16 protein-coding genes and 1 riboswitch are annotated in these 16,735 nt (G+C 69.1%); of the genes, 4 read left to right on the top strand and 12 right to left on the bottom strand.

Annotation, left to right across the window (positions count from 1 at the left end):
• Positions 1 to 23: 23 nt before the first annotated feature.
• Positions 24 to 1,469, bottom strand: a complete 1,446-nt coding sequence (locus FNF32_RS10890; protein WP_131675403.1) for a hypothetical protein — start codon at positions 1,467 to 1,469, stop codon at positions 24 to 26.
• 124 nt (positions 1,470 to 1,593) lie between these two features.
• On the opposite strand from FNF32_RS10890, the gene FNF32_RS10885 reads away from it, so the two are divergent.
• A complete protein-coding gene (locus FNF32_RS10885) occupies positions 1,594 to 2,364 on the top strand; it encodes a WecB/TagA/CpsF family glycosyltransferase (RefSeq protein WP_131675404.1) in 771 nt (256 codons plus the stop codon).
• Here the strand turns inward: FNF32_RS10885 and FNF32_RS10880 are convergent.
• The 6 genes from FNF32_RS10880 to nrdH all read right to left on the bottom strand — a co-directional run bounded on the left by FNF32_RS10880 (position 2,300) and on the right by nrdH (position 8,150).
• Positions 2,300 to 3,568, bottom strand: coding sequence for a glycosyltransferase (locus FNF32_RS10880; RefSeq protein WP_131675405.1), 1,269 nt, complete (start codon positions 3,566 to 3,568; stop codon positions 2,300 to 2,302). The genes FNF32_RS10885 and FNF32_RS10880 overlap by 65 nt on opposite strands.
• Positions 3,569 to 3,675: 107 nt before the next feature.
• A complete protein-coding gene (locus FNF32_RS10875) occupies positions 3,676 to 4,326 on the bottom strand; it encodes a 4'-phosphopantetheinyl transferase family protein (RefSeq protein WP_143796633.1) in 651 nt (216 codons plus the stop codon).
• 39 nt (positions 4,327 to 4,365) lie between these two features.
• On the bottom strand, positions 4,366 to 5,340 hold the full coding sequence (nrdF, locus tag FNF32_RS10870) for a class 1b ribonucleoside-diphosphate reductase subunit beta (RefSeq protein WP_131674362.1): 975 nt from the start codon (positions 5,338 to 5,340) through the stop codon (positions 4,366 to 4,368).
• 8 nt (positions 5,341 to 5,348) lie between these two features.
• Positions 5,349 to 7,493 carry a class 1b ribonucleoside-diphosphate reductase subunit alpha gene (gene nrdE, locus FNF32_RS10865; RefSeq protein ID WP_131674363.1) on the bottom strand — a complete coding sequence of 715 codons (2,145 nt, stop codon included), beginning with the start codon at positions 7,491 to 7,493 and terminating at the stop codon, positions 5,349 to 5,351.
• Positions 7,475 to 7,918 (bottom strand): class Ib ribonucleoside-diphosphate reductase assembly flavoprotein NrdI, encoded by a 444-nt coding sequence (gene nrdI, locus FNF32_RS10860; RefSeq protein ID WP_131674364.1) that lies wholly within the window; start codon positions 7,916 to 7,918, stop codon positions 7,475 to 7,477. The genes nrdE and nrdI overlap by 19 nt, the downstream gene beginning before the upstream one ends.
• Positions 7,919 to 7,925: 7 nt before the next feature.
• On the bottom strand, positions 7,926 to 8,150 hold the full coding sequence (gene nrdH, locus FNF32_RS10855) for a glutaredoxin-like protein NrdH (RefSeq protein WP_131674365.1): 225 nt from the start codon (positions 8,148 to 8,150) through the stop codon (positions 7,926 to 7,928).
• A 132-nt stretch (positions 8,151 to 8,282) separates the two neighbouring features.
• Positions 8,283 to 8,472: riboswitch (cobalamin riboswitch) on the bottom strand.
• Positions 8,473 to 8,657: 185 nt separating this feature from the next.
• Between nrdH and FNF32_RS10850 the strand changes: the two genes are divergently transcribed.
• Positions 8,658 to 9,704, top strand: coding sequence for an LLM class flavin-dependent oxidoreductase (locus FNF32_RS10850; protein ID WP_131674366.1), 1,047 nt, complete (start codon positions 8,658 to 8,660; stop codon positions 9,702 to 9,704).
• A 13-nt stretch (positions 9,705 to 9,717) separates the two neighbouring features.
• Positions 9,718 to 10,977, top strand: coding sequence for a kynureninase (gene kynU, locus FNF32_RS10845; protein WP_131674367.1), 1,260 nt, complete (start codon positions 9,718 to 9,720; stop codon positions 10,975 to 10,977).
• Positions 10,978 to 11,008: 31 nt separating this feature from the next.
• Here kynU and FNF32_RS10840 read toward each other — a convergent pair whose 3' ends face one another.
• A complete protein-coding gene (locus FNF32_RS10840; protein WP_131674368.1) occupies positions 11,009 to 11,650 on the bottom strand; it encodes a TetR/AcrR family transcriptional regulator in 642 nt (213 codons plus the stop codon).
• A gap of 109 nt (positions 11,651 to 11,759) precedes the next feature.
• On the opposite strand from FNF32_RS10840, the gene FNF32_RS10835 reads away from it, so the two are divergent.
• Positions 11,760 to 12,419: a hypothetical protein gene (locus FNF32_RS10835; RefSeq protein ID WP_131674369.1), complete on the top strand. Its 660-nt coding sequence runs from the start codon at positions 11,760 to 11,762 to the stop codon at positions 12,417 to 12,419.
• A gap of 31 nt (positions 12,420 to 12,450) precedes the next feature.
• On the opposite strand, the gene FNF32_RS10830 is transcribed toward FNF32_RS10835, so the two are convergent.
• The 4 genes from FNF32_RS10830 to FNF32_RS10815 form a co-directional block, all read right to left on the bottom strand.
• Complete coding sequence (locus tag FNF32_RS10830; RefSeq protein WP_131674370.1) at positions 12,451 to 14,004, bottom strand: DHA2 family efflux MFS transporter permease subunit; 1,554 nt, start codon at positions 14,002 to 14,004, stop codon at positions 12,451 to 12,453.
• Between the two features lie 13 nt (positions 14,005 to 14,017).
• A complete protein-coding gene (locus FNF32_RS10825; RefSeq protein ID WP_131674371.1) occupies positions 14,018 to 15,205 on the bottom strand; it encodes an HlyD family secretion protein in 1,188 nt (395 codons plus the stop codon).
• Complete coding sequence (locus tag FNF32_RS10820; protein WP_131674392.1) at positions 15,202 to 15,675, bottom strand: MarR family winged helix-turn-helix transcriptional regulator; 474 nt, start codon at positions 15,673 to 15,675, stop codon at positions 15,202 to 15,204. The genes FNF32_RS10825 and FNF32_RS10820 overlap by 4 nt, the downstream gene beginning before the upstream one ends.
• 89 nt (positions 15,676 to 15,764) lie before the next feature.
• Entirely contained in the window at positions 15,765 to 16,727 is a 963-nt protein-coding gene (locus FNF32_RS10815) for a LysR family transcriptional regulator (RefSeq protein ID WP_131674372.1), read from the bottom strand.
• Positions 16,728 to 16,735: the final 8 nt, after the last annotated feature.

The following is a 16,735-nucleotide window of genomic DNA, read 5'->3' as shown; positions in this document are numbered from 1 at the left end:
CCGCCAAGTGCCTCGTGTGAAAATCAGAGGATCGTCCGCAATCCGGGCACAGTCACGCCCCCGCCTCCGACCCCATCCCCGACCCCGACCCCGGCCGATCCAGACCCCGGCAGCGCCAAGCCCGGCCGCCCGCCCCGGCCCGGAACGATCGGCGTCGCCGTGCGGCCGGCCGGCACCCGGCGCAGGTATTCGACCCGGCCGACGATGATCCCGGCCAGAAGATAGGTCAGCGGCGTCAGCGTCGCGTTGGGGATCAGGTCGATCAGCATGGTCGCGTGCATCAGGACCAGCGCCGCCAGCAACGGCTCGGACCGGACGGCGCGGGTGCGCCAGGCCATGAAGACGGGCAGCGTGTACAGCCCGAACTCGATCACGTAGCCGGGCAGCCCCTGCACCCCCATCGTGATGATCCACGCGCCGTCCGGGATCGTCACGTATTCGCCCGACACCGGATCGACGATCAGGTTCCGCCCGAAGCTGCCCCATCCGGTCCACAGCTTTTCGGCCGCGCGGGCGAGCAGCAGATCCTCGTTGTGCAGCCGGAACGCAAGCGACAGCGCGCGATCGGGGTCGAGGGCGTTGGCGGCGGCGATCAGCCCCTCGACCGGAACCAGCCCCGACAGGCGCAGCAAGGGGAAGGACAGCACGATCATCGCCAGCACCGCCGCGACCGTCAGCTGGATGCGCGCCGGCGCCAGCAGCACCAGCGGCACCACGGCGAGCGCGTAAAGGATCGGCGCCATGCTCTTGCAGATGACCAGCATCACGGCCATCCAGCCCACGATCGCCAGCGCCCGCAGGTCGAGACGCTGCGCGCGGGCCAGCGCGGCGGCGGCGATCAGCGCCGAAAAGGTGAACAGCGCGACCCAAAGCCCGTGGGTCATGAACACCATCGGACGATAGCCGCCATAGCGCATCATCTGCCCGAAATCATGGGCGAAGTAGCCATAGATCCAGACGTTGATCTGCGGGCTCAGCCGCACCTCGACCAGCATCGGCAGCGAATAGATCAGCCCGCCGGTGAGAAGCGCGCGCAGGATCAGCCGCTCGCTTCCGTCCTCGGCCAGCAGGTTGCGGCCCATCAGCAGCGGCACGACCACGACCGCCTGCCGCAGCATCACGTTGAATGCGTCATAGGCGCTTTGCGCGGGGCGATAGGTGATCCCTTCGATCAGCGGCTGTTCGTTGCCGAAGATCGAATCCCACGGCCCGACGATCCACAGCACGATCAGGATCTTCATCAGCGGGTTCGAGGGCATCTGCAGCACCCGGTAGCCCAGCAACATCGCCATGATCGCGGCCGCGATGTTGGGCAGGGTCGTCTTGTCCATGTCGGGCACCACCGGCAGCGCGATGGCAGTCAGCGGCGACAGGAACATGTAGGCGCCGAGGATCGACCAGACAAAGGCGCGCCGCACCTCCATCCGCTGGAAGAGGACGGCGGTCACGACCGGCCACGCGACCAGCATCAGAAGGGCGAGTGCGTTGCCGATTGCCGGCCTCCGTTCGAGGTTTCTTCCGTTGCGGGGCGGCCATGCTATAGACCGGATGCGCGGCGCGGGCAAAGCCTGTCCGCAGCCCCACGGCTATCGCATGGCGGAGGTTAAGGTGAAGTTCACGGCCGGCGACGACACGATCCGCATCACCTGCCCCGACCGCGACGCGCTTCTGGCCGAGGTGCGGGTCAGGCTTGCCGCGCGGCGCGGCTTTACCCTGGCCACGCTGAACGTCGATCACCTGGAAAAGCTGCGCCACGACGCGCGCTTCCGCGCGGCCTATCGCGCGCACGACCTGGTGGTGGCGGACGGCAATCCGATCGTGTGGCTGTCGAAAATCGCGCGGCGGCCGGTCAAGCTGGTGCCCGGGTCCGAACTGGTCGAGCCGCTGGCAAGGATCGCGGCCGAGACGGGCGCGCCGGTGGCGCTGATCGCGGGCAGCATCCAGGCCGCGGACGCCGCCGCCGCGCATCTGGGCCGGATCGCGCCGGGGCTGGACGTGGTGATGACGGCCGCACCGGGCTTTCCCTTCGACCCCGAAGGACCCGAGGCTCAGGCGCTGGTGGAACGGCTGAAATCCAGCGGCGCGCGGCTGTGCCTGCTGGGCGTGGGCGCGCCGCGGCAGGAACGCTTCGCCGTCCTTGCCGCGCGCGCCCTGCCGCAGACGGGGTTCGCGTCGGTGGGCGCGGGCCTCGATTTTCTTGCCGGGTTGCAGAAGCGCGCCCCCGCGGCGGTGCGCGGCGCCAGGATGGAATGGTTGTGGCGCGCGTTGTCGAGCCCCCGGCGGCTTGGGCCGCGCTACGTCAAGGGCGCGGCGATCCTGCCCGGTCATCTGCGCGACGCGCTGCGGTTGCGCGGGCAGGACTGACGCCCGCGCCGCGCGGGGGCCTGCGCGCGACCTCGGCCAGATGATCCATCCGGCGCGCGAACTCGCGGTCGAAATCGTGGACGCGGGCGAAGGACAGGGCGCGCCCCGCCGCCTGCGTCACCTTGCGGGGATCGGCGGCAAGGTCGGCGGCCAGCCGGGCGATCCGCGCGGGGCGGCCCATCGGCACGACCCAGCCTCCGCCCGAATCCTCGGCCATCGGCTGCCACATCTCGTTGGCCGTGCCGATCACCGGCAGGCCGCAGCCCATCGCCTCGAGATAGCTGCACGACGGATCGCCCTGGCGGTGGCAGCTGAGAAACACGTCGGCGTCGCGCCGCATCGCGGGCACCAGCACGCTGTCGAAATCGACCGGCGCGTGCAGCCGCACCCGATCGCCCAGGCCCGCGCCGGCGATCCCCGACGCGATCGCGTAGGACAGGCTGCCCGCGCCGTAGATGTCGAGCGTGAAGTTCACCCCTGCGTCGCGCATCGCGCGGGCGGCGGGGATCAGGTCCTGCGCGCCCTTCATCGGCTCAAGCCGGCCCGAGGTGATGAGGCGCAGGGGCCGGCCCGGCGTCTGCGCGCGGTCCCCCATCGCCTCGGCCCGGCGCGCCATTTCCGCGTCGCTGGCCATCGTCGCCGCGCGCATCCGCCCGTCCAGGTAGAAGCAGCCCTTGCGGTCCAGCGGACCGTAGGCGTGGGCGGCGGGATAGCCGTTGAACTGCAGCGCGGCCGCGTGCCGGAACGCGCGCCTGCGCCGCCGTTCCTCCATCAGGACCCAGCCGGCCGACTTCGCCCGCGCCACGGTGTCCCGGCCGGGGTCCAGCGCGGCTGTCCGCAGCCGTGTCTGCAGCGTGTATTCGATCGCATAGACCAGCCGCGCGCCCACCGCGTCGCACACGGGACCAAGGCCGGTCTGGTCGTGATCGTCGCCCGACGCCAGCACGACCGCCGCGCCGGCAAGATCCTCGGCCGTGACCGGCTGGTGTTCGGCAAGCAGGGTCAGTTCGCCCGGCACCTCAGCCCGCGCGACAATGCGCGAGAACGGCAGCGGCCGCTGCGAGGTCCGCAGCAGCACCCGCACCGGCCCGTCCCAGCTTTCGACGTGGCGCTGAAGGCCGGTCAGGAACTTGTCGTCGGCGCGCAGCGCGCCGTCAGGCTCGGCGATGACGTGCACCGAGGGGATGAGGATAAGCAGCGACATCGGTGAGAGGGCCTGCGTATGAAGGGGGGCCTGCGTATGAAGGTTGCCTGATCGTTACGTGAAGCCGAGGATTTGGCAACGACGCGATGAGAAATCGGCGATCGTGGTTAGCGCCACAGGACCGTGAGCACATGCCCGGCGGCGACCGCCTGCCCGGCCCGCAAGACGGTGCCGCGCGGCCAGTCCGGGCCCCAGTCGTCGCTCAGCGTCAGGACGGGGGCGCCGCCGTCCTTTGCGTAGGTGGCCGCTGAAAACTCCCTGATCTGGCGGGTTTCGGGGAACAGCGCCTTGTAAAGCGCCTCTTTCGCCGAAAAGGCGCGGGTCAGTTCGACGCCGGGCGGCAGGTCCGAGGGCGAAAGACCTTCGGGGACGATCTGCGGGCCGATCTGGGTCGCGAGCGCGCCGGGCATGATCGGCTCAAGATCGAGACCCAGGATGCGGACGGCGCCCGCGGGCGCGACCACGGCGGCGGCCACGTCGTCGGTGTGGGTGATGCTGCCGATCCAGCCAGGCGGCCACAGCGGCAGGCGGTCGGCGCCCATGCCGACCGCGGTGATGCCGGACCCGGCCGCCGCAAGCGCCATCGCCGCGGCGCGCCGGCCGGCGGCGAAGCCCGCCTGCCTGCGTGGCGCGGCCCGCGCGAGGTCCGGCGGCAGGCTGGCCGCAACGTCGCCCGCTATTTCGCCCACGGCCGAAAACCGCAGCGCCGCGCCGGGCGGCAGGGTCAGGCGCGCGGCCGCGTCCTCAAGCGCCCGCATGCCGCGACCCGTCCACAGCCCCACCCCTTGACGGGCCGATCAGAAATCCCAGTCCTCGTCCTCGGTCGCGACCGCCTTGCCGATGACATAGGACGACCCCGACCCGGAAAAGAAGTCGTGGTTCTCGCTGTCGGGCGACAGCGCGGCGAGGATCGCGGGGTTCACCTCGCACACGGCGGGCGGGAACAGCCCTTCGTAGCCCAGGTTCTGCAACGCCTTGTTGGCGTTGTAGTGCAGGAACGCCTTGACGTCCTCCGTCAGGCCGATGCCGTCGTACAGTTCCTCGGTGTATTTCGTCTCGATCTCGTACAGGTCGAACATCAGCGAGAAGGCAAAGTCCTTGAGCGCGTCGCGCTCGGCCTGCGAAAGCCGCTCGGCGGCGCGCTGGAACTTGTAGCCGATGTAATAGCCGTGGATCGCCTCGTCCCGGATGATGAGGCGGATCAGGTCGGCGGTGTTCGTGAGCTTGGCGCGGCTCGACCAGTACATCGGCAGGTAGAAGCCGGAATAGAACAGGAAGCTTTCCAGGAACACCGATGCGATCTTGCGCCGCATCGGGTCCGCGCCCGCGTCGTATTCGTCAAGGATCAGCCGCGCCTTGGCCTGCAGATGCGGGTTGTCCTCGGACCAGCGGAACGCCTCGTCCACGTCGCGGGTCAGGCACAGCGTCGAGAAGATCGAGGAATAGCTGCGCGCGTGCACCGCCTCCATGAAGGCGATGTTGGTCAGCACCGCTTCCTCGTGCGGGGTCTGCGCGTCGGCCAGCAGCGCGGGCGCGCCCAGCGAGTTCTGGATCGTGTCGAGCAGCGTCAGCCCGGTGAAGACGCGGATCGTCAGCTCGCGTTCCTCGGGCCGCAGCGTCGCCCAGCTTTGCACGTCGTTCGACAGCGGCACCTTTTCCGGCAGCCAGAAGTTCACGGTCAGGCGGTTCCACACCTCAAGGTCCTTGTCGTCCTGAAGGCGGTTCCAGTTGATCGCGCGCGGAATGGCGCGGGTCGTTTGAATGTCTTTCATCGGCGGCCTCACAGGGTGCAGGAGACGCAGCCCTGAACCTCGGTCCCTTCAAGGGCCGTCTGGCGCAGGCGCACGTAGTAGATGGTCTTGATGCCCTTTTTCCAGGCGTAGATCTGGGCGCGGTTGATGTCCCGGGTCGTGGCCTCGGCCGGGAAGAACAGCGTCAGCGACAGCCCCTGGTCCACATGCTCGGTCGCGGCGGCGTAAACGTCGATGATGGCGTTCGGGCCGATCTCGTAGGCGTCGCGGTAGTATTCCAGGTTGTCGTTCCGCATGAACGGCGCGGGGTAATAGACGCGGCCGATCTTGCCTTCCTTCCTGATCTCGATCTTGGACACGATCGGGTGGATCGACGAGGTCGAGTTGTTGATGTAGCTGATCGACCCGGTCGGCGGCACCGCCTGAAGGTTGCGGTTGAAAAGCCCGTCGGCCATCACCGCGTCGCGCAAGGCCGCCCATTCGTCGCGCGTGGGCAGCGTGACACCCAGCCGCGCGAACAGGTCGGTGATCGCGCCGGTTTCGGGCAGCCAGTCGGCTTCGGTGTATTTGCCGAAGAAGCTGCCGTCGGCATAGGCCGACCGCTCGAACCCGGCGAAGGTCGTGCCGCGCTCGCGCGCCAGCGCGTTCGACGCGCGCAGACAGTGGAACGCCACGGCGGCAAAGTAGCAGCGGGTGAAATCCACCGCCTCGGCGCTGTCGTAATGAACCCCTTCGCGGGCAAGGAACCCGTGCAGGTTCATCTGGCCAAGACCCACGGCGTGCGCCTCGTCGTTGCCGCGGCGGATCGACGGGACGCTGTCGATCGCCGACATCTCGGACACCGCCGTCAGCGCCCGGATCGCGGTTTCCACCGTGCCGCCAAAGTCCGCGCCGTCCATCGTCGCCGCGATGTTCAGGCTGCCGAGGTTGCAGGAAATGTCGGTGCCCATGCGGCTGTAGCTGAGGTCGTCGTTGAACGCCGACGCCTCGTTCACCTGCAGGATTTCCGAACACAGGTTCGACATGGCGATGCGGCCCGCGATCGGGTTGGCGCGGTTCACCGTGTCCTCGAACATGATGTAGGGATAGCCGCTTTCGAACTGGATCTCGGCCAGCGTCTGGAAGAACGCGCGGGCGTTGATCTTGCGCTTTCTGATGCGCTTGTCGTCCACCATCTCGTCGTATTTCTCGCTGACCGAGATTTCCGAAAACGGGACGCCATAGACCTTTTCCACGTCGTGGGGCGAGAACAGGTACATGTCCTCGTTCCGGCGGGCGAGGTCGAAGGTCACGTCCGGGATCACCACGCCAAGGCTCAGCGTCTTGATGCGGATCTTTTCGTCCGCGTTCTCGCGCTTGGTGTCGAGAAAGCGCAGGATGTCGGGGTGGTGGGCGTTCAGATAGACCGCCCCCGCCCCCTGCCGCGCGCCCAGCTGGTTGGCGTAGCTGAACGAATCCTCCAGCAGCTTCATCACCGGGATCACGCCCGAGGACTGGTTCTCGATCCCCTTGATGGGCGCGCCGTGCTCGCGGATGTTGGTCAGCATCAATGCGACGCCGCCGCCGCGCTTGGAAAGCTGAAGCGAGGAATTGATCGCCCGGCCGATCGATTCCATGTTGTCCTCGATCCGCAGCAGGAAGCACGAGATCAGCTCGCCCCGGCTTTTCTTCCCGGCGTTGAGGAAGGTGGGCGTGGCGGGCTGGAACCGGCCCGAGATGATCTCGTCCATCAGCCGCATCGCCAGCGCCTGGTCGCCCCGCGCCAGCGCCAGCGCCACCATCACCACCCGGTCCTCGTAGCGCTCAAGGTAACGCTGCCCGTCGCGGGTCTTGAGCGTGTAAGAGGTGTAGTACTTGAACGCGCCGAGGAAGGTCGGGAAGCGGAACTTGCGGGCATAGGCCGCGTCCCAGATCGCGTGGACGAACTCGCGCGGATACTGGTCCAGCGTCTCGGCCTCGTAATAGCCCTCGTCCACGAGGTAGCCGAGCTTTTCGTTCAGCGAATGGAAGAACACGGTGTTCTGGTTGACGTGCTGCAGGAAATACTGCCGCGCGGCCATGCGGTCGGCGTCCAGCCGTATCTGGCCGTTCTCGTCGTACAGGTTCAGCATCGCGTTCAGCGCGTGATAGTCGCCGGTCGCGGACTTCGCGGTGGTCAGGCTGTGGTCAAGCATTCCAGTTTCCCCGTTTGCGCCATGGGCACGGTGCCCCAGAAGCGCGCCAGCCCCGCCCTTACGCGGGCCACGTCGTTGGTCGTTCCCGCAAGCTCGATCCGGTCGAGCAGCGGCACGTCGCACTTGCCGGCGATGACCCGGCCCGCCAGCGCGAAGGTCGCGCCGAAGTTGCGGTTGCCCATCCCGATCACGCCCCGGATCAGGGCGCGGCGGGCGGGGTCGTTGAGAAAGCGGATCACCTGTTTGGGGACCGCGCCCCGCCCCTCGCCATCGGCGAAGGTCGGGCAGATCAGGATATAGGGGGCGGCGGGCATCGGCAGGTCGTCGTCCGCCGCGATCGGGATGCGGTCGCTGGGCACGCCCACTGCCGCCACGAAGCGGCCGGTGTTGCCGGACCGCGACGAGAAATGGACCAGCCCGCCCATGGCTCGATTACTGGACGAGACGGCCGATCAGGTCGGGCCGGAAGCCGGTCCAGTGGTCGTCGCCCGCGACGACGACGGGAACCTGGCGGTAGCCCATTTCGGACACGCGCGCGAAGGCCGCGTCGTCCAGCGTCAGGTCGATCACCTGGAACGACAGGCCGCGTGCCGACAGCGCGCGGGTGGTGGCGGTGCATTGCACGCAGCCGGGCTTGGAATAGACGGCGATGGTCATCGGTTCGGTGTCCCTCTGTCTCGTTCTTGTTCGTTCCGGACGGGCGGGCACCGGGCAGGCGGACATGGGCGACACCCCGGCCACGCGGCCAGCCGTCATCCACGCGCGCCCCCAAGGCCCTCCGCCTTATGGTCGTCGCTTCGTGCCGTGGCAGGTCTCCTGGCTCGCGGCTGGGCGCTCGGCTGGCCTTCCCGGGGGTCGTCCCCAGTGGCGGATCAGCTTCGCTTGCCGCTTACAGTTGCGGGGGCAGCGCCGGCGTTCGACCGGACTTCCCTCTTAGCCTTCGACTTGCGTCTCGGGAACCAAAGCACCTTCATCTTGGGGTAGAGGGCCGCGATCTGTCAATATGTCGTAAACATGTCGTCAGCCTGTTCGCCTTCTGAGCGAAAAATGCCACAGGGTCGCGGCGACTTCGGCGGCCTCCGGCGCGGCTCTGCCATTGCCCCCGCGCCGCCCTCGCCGCATCTTGGCCCCGGTCGCTGCGGCGGCATCGGGAAGGGGGCGGAAATGGCCACGATCTCACTCGGGCTCGACACTTTCGGGGACGTGACGGTTGGCGACGATGGCGCGCCGACGCCGATGGATCAGGTCTTGCGCGACGTGGTCGAGCAGGCGGTGCTGGCGGACGAGCTTGGGATCGACTTCATCGGCCTGGGCGAACACCACCGGTCCGAATACGCCGTCTCGGCGCCCGAGATCGTGCTGGCGGCCATCGCCGGGCGCACGCGGCGCATCCGGCTCGGCACCGCCGTCACCGTCCTGTCGACCGACGATCCGGTGCGGGTGTTCGAGCGGTTCTCGACCCTGAACGCAATCTCCGGCGGACGGGCCGAGCCGATCGTGGGGCGCGGGTCGTTCACCGAAAGCTACGCCCTCTTCGGGTTCGACCTGAACGACTACGAGGCGCTGTTCGAGGAACGGCTGGACCTGTTCGCCCGCCTGATCCGCGAGCCGCGCGTGACCTGGCACGGCCTCACCCGCGCGCCGCTGACCGACGCCTCGGTCTATCCGCCGCTGGGCCCCGAGGGGATGCCGGTCTGGGTCGGCGTCGGCGGCTCGCCGCAATCGGTGATCCGCGTGGTCCGCCACGACCTGCAGCTGATGCTGGCGATCATCGGCGGCGACCCGCGCCGGTTCCGCCCGTTCGTGGACCTGTACCTGCAGGCCTGCGACAAGATGGGCCGCGCGCCCCGCCCGATCGGCGTCCATTCCCCCGGCTTCGTGGCGGAAACCGACGAGGACGCGCGCGAACGCTTCTGGCCCCACTACCGCGAGGCCAACGCCCGCATCGGCCGCGAGCGCGGCTGGCCGCCCACCACCAGGGAACGCTTCGTCTCCGAGATCGAGGACGGCGCGCTTTATGTCGGATCGCCCGAGACGGTCGCGCAAAAGATCGCCCGGAACGCCACGGCGCTGGGGATCGGGCATTTCGACCTGAAATACGCGACCGGTCCCGTGCCGCACGCCGACCTGATGACCTGCATCCGCCTGTATGGCGAACAGGTGATCCCCCGCGTGCGCGAGATCCTCGACGCGCAACCCGCCACAGCATGACCCGGAACCGACCATGTCCACGAACCCCACCTTGCCCCTGACCCGCGCCGACGCCCAGGCGATGGACGCCGCCGACCCCTTGGCCCGCTACCGGGCCGAGTTTTCGCTGCCCGACGGCATCATCTACCTTGACGGCAACTCGCTCGGCGCGCTGCCGCGGCGGGTATCCGGGCGCATGCGGACGGTGGTGGACGCGGAATGGGGGCAAGGCCTGATCCGGTCGTGGAACGACGCCGGCTGGTACAAGGCGCCGCAGCGCGCGGGCGCGGCCATCGCGCGGCTGGTGGGGGCGGATGCCGACGAGGTGATCGTGTGCGATTCGACCTCGGTCAATCTCTACAAGGTGCTGATGGGCGCGCTGCGGATGCGGGCGGGGCGGCGGATCGTCATTTCGGAACGCGGCAACTTCCCGACCGACGTCTATGTGAGCGCGCGGGTGGCCGAGCAGACCGGGTGCGAGCTGCGGACCTTTGACCCGGCCGACATTCCGGCGGCGATCGCCGAGGCGGGGGACGACCTGGCCGTACTGCACCTGACGCAGGTGAACTACAAGACCGGCGCGGTCCACGACATGGCGGCGCTGACGGCGCAAGCGCAGGCGCAGGGCGCGCTGGCGATCTGGGATCTCGCCCACAGCGCCGGCACGCTTGCGGTGGACCTGAACGGGTGCCGCGCCGATTTCGCGGTCGGCTGCGGCTACAAATACCTGAATGGCGGCCCCGGCGCCCCGGCCTTCGTGTTCGTGGCCCGCCGCCATCTCGACACGCTGTGGCAGCCCATCGCCGGCTGGCACGGCCACGCAAGCCCCTTCGGCTTCACCGAGGATTTCGCCGCCGATCCCGGCATCGCCAGGATGCTGGTCGGCACCGCGCCGCAGCTGTCGCTGCTGGCGCTGGAGGAGGCGCTGACCGTGTTCGACGGCATCGACATGGCCGCGCTGCGCCGCAAGGGGCAGGCGCTTGGCGATCTGTTCATCCGGCTGGTCGATCAGGAACTGTCCGCCCACGGCTTCGGCCTTGCCAGCCCGCGCGACGCGGATGCGCGCGGCTCGCAGGTGTCGCTGACCCACCCGCAGGGCTATGCGATCATGCAGGCGATCATCGACCGCGGCACCATCGGGGACTTCCGCGCCCCCGACATCCTGCGCTTCGGCTTCGCCGGGCTGTACGTGGGCTATGCCGATGTCTGGGACGCCGTGGCGATCCTGCGCGAGGTGATGGACACGGGCGCGTGGGACACCGCCGACTACCGCGCCGTCAAGGCGGTGACCTGACGGCCGGCCCGCCCGGACCAGCCCGGCCCGGCTAAAGCCTGGCCCCGATCACCGCGATGAACAGGTTCAGCGCCCCCTCCATCGCGTCGGGCGGGTCCTTTTCGATCTTCCATTCGCGGAAATGGCCGTCGATCCACATCCGCGCGACGCCATAGACGAAGGCGCGCGCGGCAAAGATCAGGTCGTCCACCGGCACGTCGTCCCGCAGCCTGCCCTCGCGGCGGCCGCGCCCGATCAGATCGGCCATGGCGACGCGGATCGCCTCGTTCTCGGCGACAAGCGCGTCCGAGCCGTGAAAGTCGATCAGCGAGCGCGAACTGACGACCTGGAAGTGGGTCGGGTTCGTGCGGGCCCATTCAAGATAGCCGCGCCCGATCGCCCGCAGCGCCTCGACCGGGTCGGCGTCGCCGACCGCCTCGACCTCGGCCCGCACGGCCGCCGTCAGGCGGGCCATCGCCTGCTCGGCCACGGCGGTCAGAAGCGCGGTGCGGTTGCTGAAATGCCGGAACGGCGCGCCGGGCGACACGCCCGCCTTGCGCGCAACCTCGCGCACCGACAGCGCGTCCACGCCCTTTTCGTCGATAAGCGCGATCGCGGCCTCAAGCAGCGCCTCGACCAGATTGCCGTGGTGATAGCCGGTTCGTTTCGCGGGGACAGGCGGAGTCGTCGTCACGGACCGACACCTGTCACGCCGCCGCGCCCATGTAAACACCGCTTAGATTCGCTTGACCCACGTCCAGAATCATGTAATCACCGATTACATGTCAGGCAAGGAGGTAGCGATGCACGGATCCTGGTTGAACGGTTGGCGGCTGACGGCCCTGGCGGGGCTGGGCGTGGCGGCGATGGCCGCAGCCGCGATGGCAAGCGCGCCCGATCCGGTGGACGGCGCGCGGCTGGCGATCCGGCTGACGGCGCGCACCTCGCTGCTGCTGTTTCTCGCCACCTTCACCGCCTCGGCGCTGGCGCGGCTGGCCCCGTCGGCGTCCACCCGCTGGCTGCGCGCGAACCGCCGCTATCTGGGCGTCGGCTTCGCCATCTCGCATTTCGTCCACCTGGGGGCGATCGCGACGCTGGCGCGGCTGGACTATGCCGTGTTCCTGCAACTGACCAACGTGGTCAGCTACGTCGCCGGCGGCCTTGCCTATCTGCTGATCGTGCTGATGACGATCACCTCGTTCGACCGCACCGCCGCGCTGATCGGGCCGCGCGCCTGGGCGTGGCTGCACACCGGCGGGCTTTGGTACATCTGGTTCTCGTTCGCGCTGAACTTCGGCAAGCGGGTGCCGCGCGACACCGCCTATCTCGTCCCGGTCGCCCTGCTGCTGGCCGCGCTGGTCGTCCGCCTGCTGGCCGCGCGCAAGCGGGGGGCCAGCGCCCGAGACGCCGCAGGGGCCGCGCGGTCGCCCTATGTCGGGCCGGGGCCGGCTGCGGGGGTGTAATCAGAGTCCACGCCGCACGGTACGCGCCGCGTCACTCCATATGAACGGGCGCGGCTTCGGCCTGCGGGCGGCGCAGCAGCAGCGCCAGCGGCACCGCGCACATCGTCACGATCATCATCAGCTTGAAGTCGTCGATATAGGAAATCATCAGCGCCTGCTGGTTGACCAACCCGTCGATCTGCGTCAGCGCCGCGACGCCGCCCTGCACCGCCTGCGGCGACAGCGCCTGCAGCGACGGGTTGAACGGGTTCACCGCCGCGCCGAGTTCCGCGTGGTTGATCTGCACGTTGCGGGTCAGCATCACCGTCACGACCGAGATCCCGATGGACGAGCCGATGTTGCGGACAAGGCTGAACAGGCTGGTCGCGTCGGCGCGGAAGCGGGCGTCGAGCGTGGCGAACGCCACCGTGGACAGCGGCACGAAGACAAGGCCCAGCCCCATCCCCTGCACCAGCCCCGAATGGATGATCGGCCCCGCCCCCATCTGCGGCGAAAAGCCCGTCATCATGTCCAGCGACAGGATCGTCAGCGCCAGCCCCGCGACCACCAGCAGCCGCGCATCGACCATCCGCACCAGCCGCCCCACGAGGATCATCGACAGCATCGTCCCCACCCCGCGCGGCGCCATCACGAGGCCGGTGGTGATCGTCGGGTAGCCGAAGATGTTGGACAGCATCGGCGGCAGCAGCGCGAGGCTTGCCAGCAGGATCACCCCGATCACGAAGATGAAGACGAGACCGGTCAGGAAGTTGCGATCGGCGAAGATACGGGGGTCGATGAACGGCTCGCGCGAGGTCGCCAGATGCACGCCGAACACCCAGAAGCCGGTCAGCGTCAGAAAGCCGTAGATCCAGATCTCCACCGCGGCGAACCATTCGACCTCGGCCCCGCGGTCGAGCATCAGCTGCAGCGCGCCGATCGCCACGGTCAGCATCGCGAAGCCGAAGAAGTCGAAGCGGCGCGGCCGGATCGGGCTTTTCGGCAAATAGGCGAGGCAACCCAGCAGCGCGAGGATGCCGACCGGCAGGTTGATGAAGAACACCCAGCGCCAGTTGAAGCTTTCGGTCAGCCAGCCGCCCAGCGTGGGACCGATGATCGGCCCGACCATGATCCCCGCGCCCCACATCGCCATCGCCTGGCCGTGGCGTTCCTTTGGGTTGATGTCCAGCAGGAACGTCTGCGACAGCGGCACGATCGCCGCCCCGAACACCCCTTGCAGGATGCGGAACCCCACCATCGAGGTCAGGCTCCACGACACGCCGCACAGCATCGAGGCGACGACGAAGCCCACGACCGAGGTGATGAACAGCTGCTTGCGGCCGAACCGGTCCGACAGCCAGCCGGTCATCGGCGTCATGATCGCCGCCGCCACGATGTACGAGGTCAGGACCCAGTTGATCGTGTCGCGCGAGGCGCCGAGATCGCCGGTCATCGACGGCAGCGCCACGTTGGCGATCGTCGTGTCCAGCACCTGCATGATCGTGGCGAGCATCACCGACACGGTGATGAGCCCGCGATGGGGCACGGCATCGGGCCCGGTCCCGTCGGTCGTCGTGGCCTGCGCGGCCTGCGCGCGCCCCGTCATGGTGCCCGCGTCCTCAGCCGAGGCCCGGCACGTGCGGAAGCTGGCGTTCGACGCCGGTGTCCACCGTGACCGCCGCGCTCGCGCCCGAGACCAGCGGCGGCGCGCCGTCCGGCCCTTCGGACGCGCCGGATGCGTCTAGCCGCAGGCGAACGGGCACGCGCTGCGTCACCTTGACCCCGTTGCCGGTGGCGTTCTGGGCGGGCAGCAACGAGAACTCGGCGCCCGTGCCCGCGCCCACAGCCTCGACCCGCGCGGGAAAGCTTTTGCCGGGCGCCATGTCGAACTCGATCTCGGCCGTCTGGCCGGGGGACAGATGGGCGAGCTGGGTTTCCTTGAAGTTGGCGTCGATCCAGACGTCGCCGGTTTCCACCAGCGAGAACAGCGGCGCGCCCGCGCCCACGAACTGGCCGGTGCGGAACGCGGCCGCCTTGTAGATCACGCCGTCGGCCGGCGCGTGGACCGTCGCAAGGCTCAGGCTGTAGGCCGCCTTGTCCCGCGTCGCCAGCGCCGCCTGCACCGAGGGATGGTCGTCCACCGGCGCCTCGGCGTTATCGCCCAGCGCGGCAAGCGCGCTCGCGGTCGCGCGTTCGCTGGTCGTCAGCTGGTCTTGCGCGGCCCGCAGCGCGTGCCGGACCTCGTCCAGCACCGCCGTCGTCGCCACGCCGCGCTTGCTCAGCGCCGCCTGGCGGTCGAACTCGGTCTGGCGGAACTCGACATCGCTGCGCGCGACGTCCTCCTGCGCCAGCGCCTGCCGCCACGCGGCCTTCATCTGCTCGACCCCCAGCCGCGCGCCCGACAGCGCCGCCTCGGCCTCGGACAGGGCAAGGCGCGCGGGCTCGGCGTCCAGGCGGAACAGGACGTCGCCCTTGCGGACCGCCTGGTTGTCGGACACGTTCGCCTCGACCACGCGGCCGGACAGGTCGCTGGCAATGGAGACGGTCGCCACGTGCAGATAGGCGTTCTCGGTTTCCTCGTAGCGCCCGCCAGACAGCCACAGCCACGCGGCCCCGGCCAGAAGCGCCAGCGGCACGACCAGCATCAGGAGGACGCGGCCGCCCTTGCGGCGGGGCTTGGCGGGCGTGGCGGCGGGCGCAGGTGCAGCGGGCGTCGCGGCGGGCGCGGAAACGGGTTCGGCCTGTGGCGCGGGCGCGTCAGGTTTCAGCGATTGCGGCGCGGGGGTGATGCGGGTCGGGGCTGTCATTGTGCGTTCTCGCAAGGGGATGTGGCGCGGTCGGGCGAAACCGGACCGGACAGATTGGCGACGATGGTGGACAGCGCCGCGATGAGCGCGCTGCGGTCCGCAGGCGCGACGCCCGCCAGCGCCTCGTCGATGACGTCGTCGGCCATGCCGCGCAGTTCGTCGAAGGCGTGGTTCGCCTTGGCGGTGGGGACGACGACATTGACGCGCCGGTCGGCAGGATCCTTTTCGCGCCGGACCCACCCCCCCTCGACCATCCGGTCAACAAGGCGGGAGACGCTGATCGGCTCGATCTCGAGCAGTTCGGCAAGGCGGATCTGCGGCGCCCCGCCCTCGCGCATCAGGCGCACGAGCAGGCGCCACTGCGCCGAGGGCAGTCCAAGGTCCTTGCTGCGCGCCTCGAACCGCTTGCGAAGAAGCCGGCCCGCGTCATGCAGCAAAAGTCCCAGATTGTTGACCGCGACCGATTCCATGTGGATCGTATATGGTAAGCATTGCTTATGGTTCAAGTGACGCAGGCCACCGCTCGCCGGGGCCGGAGATCGGCCCGGCAGCGCCCGCTTCAGGCGCCGAGCCGCACCATCGCGGCCAGCCGCGCATCGGCCCCGACCGCGCCGTCCACCACGGCCGCAAAGCAGCGCGCCACCAGCTCCTGCGTTTCCGACCCCGCAAGCAGCGTCGGGAACGACAGGTGAAAGCCCGTCCGCGCCTCGAGCCCCTCGACCGGCTTCCAGACAAGGCCCGGCCGGTTCCGGCAGGTCAGCGCCGCCATCAGCGCGTTGTTGAACGAGACCGCGTTGTTGAGCCCCGACATGTGCATCGAAAAGCTGGCGAAAGGCGATTGCAGCAGGACCTTGCCGCTGACCCGGTGGCGGGAAAACAGGTCGCGGTAATACGCGAACAGCGGATCGCGCCGGGACGGCAGGATGAAGTCCATCCCGCTCAGGTCAGACAAGGTCAGCCGGTCGGCCGCGGCAAGTGGATGGCCGTCGCTCATCACGCAGACCTGCCGCGCGTCGCATTGCAGCAGGTTGACGATGTTGGGGTGCGGCAGCGGCCGGGTGTGGAAACCGAGATCGGCGTGGCCTTCGGCGACCGCGTTCGTCATCTCGTCGATGGCGTGCGAGGCGACGTGGTAGCTGCCCGACGGATGCAGGCGGTGCATTTCCGTCAGCAGCGGCGGCAGGATTTCCGTCACGACGGACATGGTCGCGGAAATGCGGACATGCGGCAGCAGCTTGTCGGACCGGGGGCGCAGGTGCATCTCGACCCGGTCAAGCAGGGCAAGCAGGTCCGACACGTCGTCGTGCAGCCCCTCGGCGCGGCTGGTCGGAAAGATGCCGCCGTTGCGGCGCACGAACAGGGGCAGCCCCACCGCCTGTTCCAGCCCGGCGATCAACTGGCTGACGGCGGGCTGCGACATGCCCATGTCGCGCGCGGCGGCCGAGACCGAGCCGGTGCGCATCACCGCCGCGAACGCCTCGATGTGCTTGAGCCGGCGGATGCTTCTGGATGTCGGGCTCACCCTGTCCC

The organism is Paracoccus marinus, assembly GCF_007018965.1.
Taxonomy (GTDB): domain Bacteria; phylum Pseudomonadota; class Alphaproteobacteria; order Rhodobacterales; family Rhodobacteraceae; genus Paracoccus; species Paracoccus marinus.
The sequence above is the reverse complement of the archived record's forward strand: the minus strand, read 5'-3'. Positions and strand labels throughout refer to the sequence as shown.